A 6,000-nucleotide genomic window follows, 5' to 3' on the forward strand; every position below is an offset into this window, starting at 1 on the left:
CCGCAGCCCGCAGCCCGAACAGCGATAGCGGCGGATGCGGCCGTACAGGGTCGTTGCCCGCCGGCTGAGCGGGACGTGCGCCGGTCGGCGCAGCTCGCTGTCGCGCGGCACCCCCGGGACAGCCGCAGGCTTGGCGCCAGTCGTCAGGGTCGGCCACTGGGCCGCTCGTCCGGTGGCGTTGGTCGATCAGGCGCGGTCGTGGAGCGTGACCTGGTAGCCGTCGGGGTCGGCGAAGGTGAAGGTCCGGCCGAAGGGGCCGTCGATCGGTGCGTTGACGATGGTGTGACCGTCGGCGACGAGCGCGTCGTGGATGGCCTGGACGTCGGTGGCGTGGAGCCAGATCGCGGCACCGATGCCGGGCTGGGCGACGGATGCGAGGTCGGTGCCGGGAATGACGTCGCGGAGTGCGAACGCGATCGGCTTCGTCTCGAAGACGACGGCGTGCGGAGGTCCGGCCGGCGAGCGGACGAGGCCCAGGTACTGCTCGTAGAACGCCTGCGAAGCGTCGAGGTCGCGTACTTGGAGCGAGATGAAGTCGGGGCCGGTGGCGGGCATGATGATACTCCTTATTTTCGTGTCAGTTTTCTGACACGCATCAAGCTATGTCAGAATGCTGACATGAGTCAAGAAGGTGTCGGCGTCGACCTGGAGACGTCACTGGGCTACCTGCTCAAAGAAGCGTCGAGCGCCCTCCGCGCGGCCATGGAGGAGGTGCTGCGGCCGCTCGGGATGAGCGTGACGCACTACTCCTGCCTCGAGCTGCTGGCGCAACGACCGGGCTTGTCGAACTCCGAGCTCGCGCGGGGCGCGTTCGTGACACGGCAGACGATGAACGTGCTGCTCCAGGCCCTGGAACGAGACGGCTACGTGACCAGGCCTGAGCAGGCACCCGTCGGGAAGGCGCTTCCCACGCGGCTCACGCCTCGCGGCCGACGAAGTCTCGAGAAGGCGAGCGCCGCCGTGCGGTCCGTCGAGGCCAGAATGCTGACAGGCCTGACCGAGACCGAGCAGTCAGACGCGTTCCGGATCCTGCAGAGCATGATCCGTTCCCTGCACGGTGACGACAAGGGCGCATAGCTCGTTCCACGGCCTGGCACGGCGGGTACGCCGACCGACCAGGCGCGCGTGGTGCTGTCGGACAGGGCGTGGACAGGTGCGCTCTCCTTGCCGCACCGGGAGAGCGGAGTAGTCGATGTCGCCACGGTACGGACTTCCCGTCAGCTGCTTGTGGGCGCCGTGTCACGGTCGTGGGCGAGTTCGCCCGCCACATAGGCGGCCCGTACGGCCCGGTCGTCGCCCATGACCGCCAGGACGAACAGCAGCTGCTCGATGTCGGCGACGCGCGCGGTGCGCTGGGCGAGCAGCGGGGTGGCCTTCGGGTCCAGGACGACGAAGTCGGCTTCGTGCCCGGGTTCGAGGGTGCCGATTCGGTCGCCGAGGCCCACGGCCTGGGCGCCGCCGAGGGTGGCGAGGTAGAACGCCTTGACCGAGTCGAGCGGATAGTCGGCCGGTTTGGTCACCTTGTACGCCTCGTTCATGGTGGCGAGCAGCGAGAAGGACGTCCCGGAACCTTATGAGCCGTCCGCGCACGGCCGTCACCGAGGATCCCACGTCCCCTCCTCCCGAGTCCCCCCGAGCTGTCACGGCTGGTCAACAGTCGACGCTGCGGCTGAGATGCGAGCGTCCGGGGTGAGCTGACCAGGTGGGTACGGAGTACTCCGGAAGTGCTGATGATTCCCCAGTTCATGCATCCTCGCGGTGGGGGCGTCCCGCCCCGGCGAGCGCGGTCACACCCGATGTTCGACCATGGCCCTCCGCTCCGCGGAGCGCACGCCAGGGACGCGATCCAGGCATACCGATGCGCCGGCGATCGTGCGGCCGCCGCGCCGTGCGTCGGATGAGCACAGAACGTCCGGGCTTTCGGCCCGGCCGCAGTTCTGGCCGACTTGGCCGACTGAATTCCCCACGCGTATCCGGGCCGACACCGTTCCTCGCTACCTGATCAGTGCCACCACCATAGCGATGAGGCCGATCACAACCAGCAGTACCACAGCCATGATCAGGACGAGCGGCATGGCCGCCCAGCCTTTACGCAGCTCGGGCGGCTCAGGATGGGAGATGCCGGAGGTGCTCCCCTCAGCGGGTGGAGTTTCACCAGGTGGCACACCGCCGCCCGGTTCCAGTCCGGGAGTTCGGCCCGGGGCAGGATCAGGAGTCGTCATGACACGGACTCCTTTCGGATCTGATGGGGCCGCGGCAGTAGGCCACGGACTGTCGTAGCTGCATCTTCGTGAATGAACTCGGGCATCCCGAGTTTCCATCACCTATGCACCCAAACAGCGCATCAGCCCCCGTGACCGAACGGCGCCCGCACAAGGGCCAGGGCATCCCGTGAAACTTCACCCCACCATCGAAGAACCCGGCTGAAGGATCGCAAGGCGGTGCTGACTGGCGGTGACTCTGGCATCGGGCGCGCCGTCGCGCTCGCCTTCGATCCCGAACACCACCTCGGACTACCGCCGTCGTCAGGTCGCCGTGGCGCACCCGCAGGCGCTGCCCGTTCAGCAGCGCGTTGATCCAGGTGCCGGCGACGGCCCACCAGGAGATGTCGACCGCGGTGACCCGGCCGCCGAGCCGGGCCGCCTCCACCGCGAGCATGCCGCTTCCGGTGCCCAGGTCCAGGACGTCCGTGTCCCGGGTGATCCGCTCGCGGCCCAGCGCCCGCCGCAGGAGCCCGGTGTCGGTCTGCGGGGTGTACACGCCCCGGGGGCCCAGCAGCGCAGCGGCAGGAGCGAGTCGGCGGTCACCGTGCCCTCCTCAGCCGGACACCTGCGGCGGCTGCGCGCTCAGGGCCCGGCGACGCGGTTGTAGGCGTTCCGACGCCGGGAAAGATCGCCGAGTACAGGTGCTACGGCGGAGGTCAGTGGTGCGCTCGCCGTGTCTCCGTCGTCGTGACCCGAAAACCCCTGGCACACCCGGGACATCTCCGAACTCTCATCCGACCGTGCCCCGGTCCTCGCCTTCTTCCTCACCCGCGCGCTGTGCCGGGCGGCCCTGCTGCACGCGGAACAGGAGCGGCTGACCGGGGGCGAGGAGCCATCTGGTCGCCTTCCACATCGAGCGTCCGGTCGGGGGGACGAGCCGGCCGGTGGGCCGGTGCCGCGCTACCCCGTTTTCGGTCCGTTGGCGCAGGGCATTCCCGTGCGTCTCACAGTTCTCGCTTTTCCAGCGGCTTCACGGCGGGACCCTGGAGGATCCGGCCGTCCGGGGCGAAGCGGGAGCCGTGGCAGGGGCACTCCCACGCCTGTTCGGCGCGGTTGAAGGCGACGAGACAGCCGAGGTGGGTGCAGGCGGCGGACACGGCCTGGAGCTGTCCGCTCTCGTCACGATGGACCGCGCAGTGGTGCCCGCCGAGCCGCACCACGGCGCCGTCGCCCGGTGCGATGTCCTGGGGCCGGGGGCCGGTCAGAGGCGGCAGCCGGTCACCGACGAAGTGCCGGGCGACCTGGGCCTGGTGCTTCAGGAACGAGGCCCCCTCGCGCACGACGGGCCCCACCCGCCGCGGGTCGAACAGTCCGGCCCACTCCACCTCGCGGCCACCGACGAGGGCGCTGATCAGGCGGCCCGCCATGATGCCGCCGCTCAGCCCCCAGCCGCCGAACCCGGTGGCCACGTAGACGTGACGACTGCCGGGGCGGAGCGGTCCGACCAGGGGCACGGAGTCGGTGGAGTCGTTGTCCTGGGTGGCCCAGCGGTGGGTCAAAGTCAGCCCAGGGAAGTGGCCGTCGGCCCACCCGGAGAGCCGGGCGAAGCGCTTCTCGACGTCCGCGGTGCCGGGCGTGAAGTGCTCGCCGGTGACGATCAGCAGACGTTTACCCTCTCCCTGGGGGGCACTGCGGACGGACCGGGTGCCCTGCTCCGGCGTGATGTACATGTCGCGCGGGGCCGAGGCTTCGTCGATGGTCCCGGCCACGACCAGCTCGCGGCGCGGGGAGAGCCGTGTGAACAGCAGCGCCCGGTCGAAGACCGGATAGTGCGTGGCGACGACGACCTTCTCGGCTCGCACCGACACGCCCGCGTCCGTCTCCAGCACACAGGGCTCGCCTTCGGTCAGACCGACGACCCGGATCCCCTCGTACACCGTGCCGCCGCGCCGGCGCAGGTCGTCCGCGAGCGCCAGCAGGTACTTGCGGGGATGGAACTGAGCCTGTCCGCTCACCCGGACCGCCCCGGCCACCCCGAAAGGCAGCTCCGTGTCCGACACGAACTCGGCGGGCAGCCCAGCCTCCCGCGCCGCCCGCGCTTCCGCGCGCAGTTCCTCCACCCGCTCCGGGTTCTGTGCGTACGTGTAAGCCGCCGCTTCCTCCCACTCGCACTCGATGCCCAGCTCCGCCACGAGCTCGCCGGCGTGCCGGATCGCCTCGCTCTGCGACAGCGCGTACAGCCGCGCGCTCTCGGGGCCGCGGGTCCGGCGCAGGTGGTCGTAGATCAGGGTGTGCAGAGCGGTCAGCTTCGCCGTGGTGTGCCCGGTGACGCCGGTAACCAGCCGACCGGCCTCCAGAACCGCCACCTCGCTCCCCTGCCGGACCAGCTCCCAGGCCGTACTGAGCCCGGCGATGCCCCCACCGATCACGGCGACCTCCACGGAAAGGTCACCGGACGGTGGCGGTGCGGGTTCGCCGGGCGGTGCCGTCTCCAGCCAGTACGACCCCCGGATTCCGCTCTCGGTGTCTTTCATGGCCGTACCCCTGTCTCGACGTTCATGGCAGCCGGGTTCCCATCCCGATGACGTGACACCTGGACCTGGCTCAGGAGCCGCAGGACCCCTGCTTGGAAGGTCCGGCCCGCCGCGAAGAGCTCGATGACCTTCGGGTTGATGTACGAGGCGCGGCAGACAGCGGGCGTGTTGCCGAGGTGGCCGACCGCTTCCGGGACGGCACGGCCCGGGCCTGGCAGTAGGCGTATCCAGGAAGGGACCAGTGGGGTCGTCGGCTCAGTGGTCGCCGGTGAAGATCTCGCGGACCTCGCGGAGTGCGTAGTAGACCAGCACGTATCCTGCGGCCGGGTCGGCCCACCACCAGCCGACGGCGGTGTTGAGGACCAGGCCGAGCAGCACCGCGGCGGCCAGCAGGCCGTCGATCAGCGTGACGCGGCCCTCGGTCTTCAAGACCGGATTGTCCAGGTCGGCGCCGGTGCGGGCCTTGCCCGCAGCGAGAACGAACATCACGGCGGCGGTGACCGCGGTCCAGCCGATACCCAGCGGCGAATGATGCGGGTGGAAGCCTGAGGCGAGCACCCACGTGGACTGCACCAGCAGGTAGAGCGCCAGCGCCGCGAACCCGAAGCCGATCAGCCGCAGCGCGCGTCGCTGACGGGCTTCCCCGGTGCCGGACAGCTCCCAGAGGACCACCGTGGAGGCGCCGATCTCGATCAGGGAGTCCAGGCCGAACCCCGCCAGCGCCACCGACCGGGCAGCGATCGCCGCGATGGCCAGCACGACGATGCCGACGACGTTCCAGGCCAGCGTGGCGTATTCCAGGACGAAGCCCTGGCGGAGCAGGGAATCACGGGAGATCTCTTTCGCAGCGGTCACGCCCCGATTCTCTCCGGCGCCCCTCACCACGCAGAGCACCGCGGTGGTCCCACCGCAAGCCCCCAAGTGGTGTCAGAACTCAGCGACATCACCCTCCGCCGACACCGGGCGGTGTCGTTGCCCATCGACAACCGGTGTCAGCACTCACCGACAAAGCCACGGCACGAAGTGTGTGCGCGGAGCAGAGTGGTGAGCCCGTGCGTCTCGTTGTCCCACCGGCAGGAGTCGTTGCCGACGCGGAAGGACCCCAGGTCGAGCAGACGCGTCGCACACAAGTGGTCCCGCACCCCAACGGTCACGCCCGAGGCGTCGCCCTCGTCGTGCCGGTCGCCCTGGACCGGTTGCGGGCATGTCATCGGTGGGGGCCGGGTCGTGGTGGGTTTCCGCTCGCCGGTTGGTGTGTGGGT

General features: G+C 69.9%; 5 protein-coding genes and 3 pseudogenes. 2 read left to right on the forward strand and 6 right to left on the reverse strand.

The window, feature by feature from the left end; genetic code table 11:
- Positions 1-186: 186 nt before the first annotated feature.
- Positions 187-555, reverse strand: a complete 369-nt coding sequence (locus ACFY0P_RS30345) for a VOC family protein (protein ID WP_388919973.1) — start codon at positions 553-555, stop codon at positions 187-189.
- Between the two features lie 63 nt (positions 556-618).
- Here ACFY0P_RS30345 and ACFY0P_RS30350 point away from each other — a divergent pair, with 63 nt between their 5' ends.
- Positions 619-1,077: a MarR family winged helix-turn-helix transcriptional regulator gene (locus tag ACFY0P_RS30350; RefSeq protein WP_388919976.1), complete on the forward strand. Its 459-nt coding sequence runs from the start codon at positions 619-621 to the stop codon at positions 1,075-1,077.
- Between the two features lie 140 nt (positions 1,078-1,217).
- Here the strand turns inward: ACFY0P_RS30350 and ACFY0P_RS30355 are convergent.
- Both ACFY0P_RS30355 and ACFY0P_RS30360 read right to left on the reverse strand, forming a co-directional pair.
- Positions 1,218-1,571 (reverse strand): annotated as a pseudogene (locus ACFY0P_RS30355) (amidohydrolase family protein); the annotation flags it as partial.
- 423 nt (positions 1,572-1,994) lie between these two features.
- Positions 1,995-2,222 carry a DUF6480 family protein gene (locus ACFY0P_RS30360; RefSeq protein WP_388919979.1) on the reverse strand — a complete coding sequence of 76 codons (228 nt, stop codon included), beginning with the start codon at positions 2,220-2,222 and terminating at the stop codon, positions 1,995-1,997.
- A gap of 198 nt (positions 2,223-2,420) precedes the next feature.
- Here ACFY0P_RS30360 and ACFY0P_RS30365 point away from each other — a divergent pair.
- Positions 2,421-2,501 (forward strand): annotated as a pseudogene (locus ACFY0P_RS30365) (dehydrogenase); the annotation flags it as partial.
- A gap of 73 nt (positions 2,502-2,574) precedes the next feature.
- Here ACFY0P_RS30365 and ACFY0P_RS30370 read toward each other — a convergent pair.
- The 3 genes and pseudogenes from ACFY0P_RS30370 to ACFY0P_RS30380 all read right to left on the reverse strand — a co-directional run.
- Positions 2,575-2,760: pseudogene (locus ACFY0P_RS30370) on the reverse strand (50S ribosomal protein L11 methyltransferase); the annotation flags it as partial.
- Between the two features lie 448 nt (positions 2,761-3,208).
- Positions 3,209-4,738: an FAD-dependent oxidoreductase gene (locus ACFY0P_RS30375; protein ID WP_388919982.1), complete on the reverse strand. Its 1,530-nt coding sequence runs from the start codon at positions 4,736-4,738 to the stop codon at positions 3,209-3,211.
- Between the two features lie 255 nt (positions 4,739-4,993).
- Positions 4,994-5,593, reverse strand: a complete 600-nt coding sequence (locus ACFY0P_RS30380; protein WP_388919985.1) for a cation transporter — start codon at positions 5,591-5,593, stop codon at positions 4,994-4,996.
- Positions 5,594-6,000: the final 407 nt, after the last annotated feature.

The organism is Streptomyces sp. NPDC001714 (assembly GCF_042892755.1).
Lineage (GTDB): Bacteria > Actinomycetota > Actinomycetes > Streptomycetales > Streptomycetaceae > Streptomyces.

Excerpts from the sequence above, each read along its gene's own strand:
- ACFY0P_RS30345 (WP_388919973.1), bottom strand. The coding sequence starts at position 555 with ATGCCCGCCACCGGCCCCGACTTCATCTCGCTCCAAGTACGCGACCTC.
- ACFY0P_RS30350 (WP_388919976.1), top strand. The coding sequence starts at position 619 with ATGAGTCAAGAAGGTGTCGGCGTCGACCTGGAGACGTCACTGGGCTAC.
- ACFY0P_RS30360 (WP_388919979.1), bottom strand. The coding sequence starts at position 2,222 with ATGACGACTCCTGATCCTGCCCCGGGCCGAACTCCCGGACTGGAACCG.
- ACFY0P_RS30375 (WP_388919982.1), bottom strand. The coding sequence starts at position 4,738 with ATGAAAGACACCGAGAGCGGAATCCGGGGGTCGTACTGGCTGGAGACG.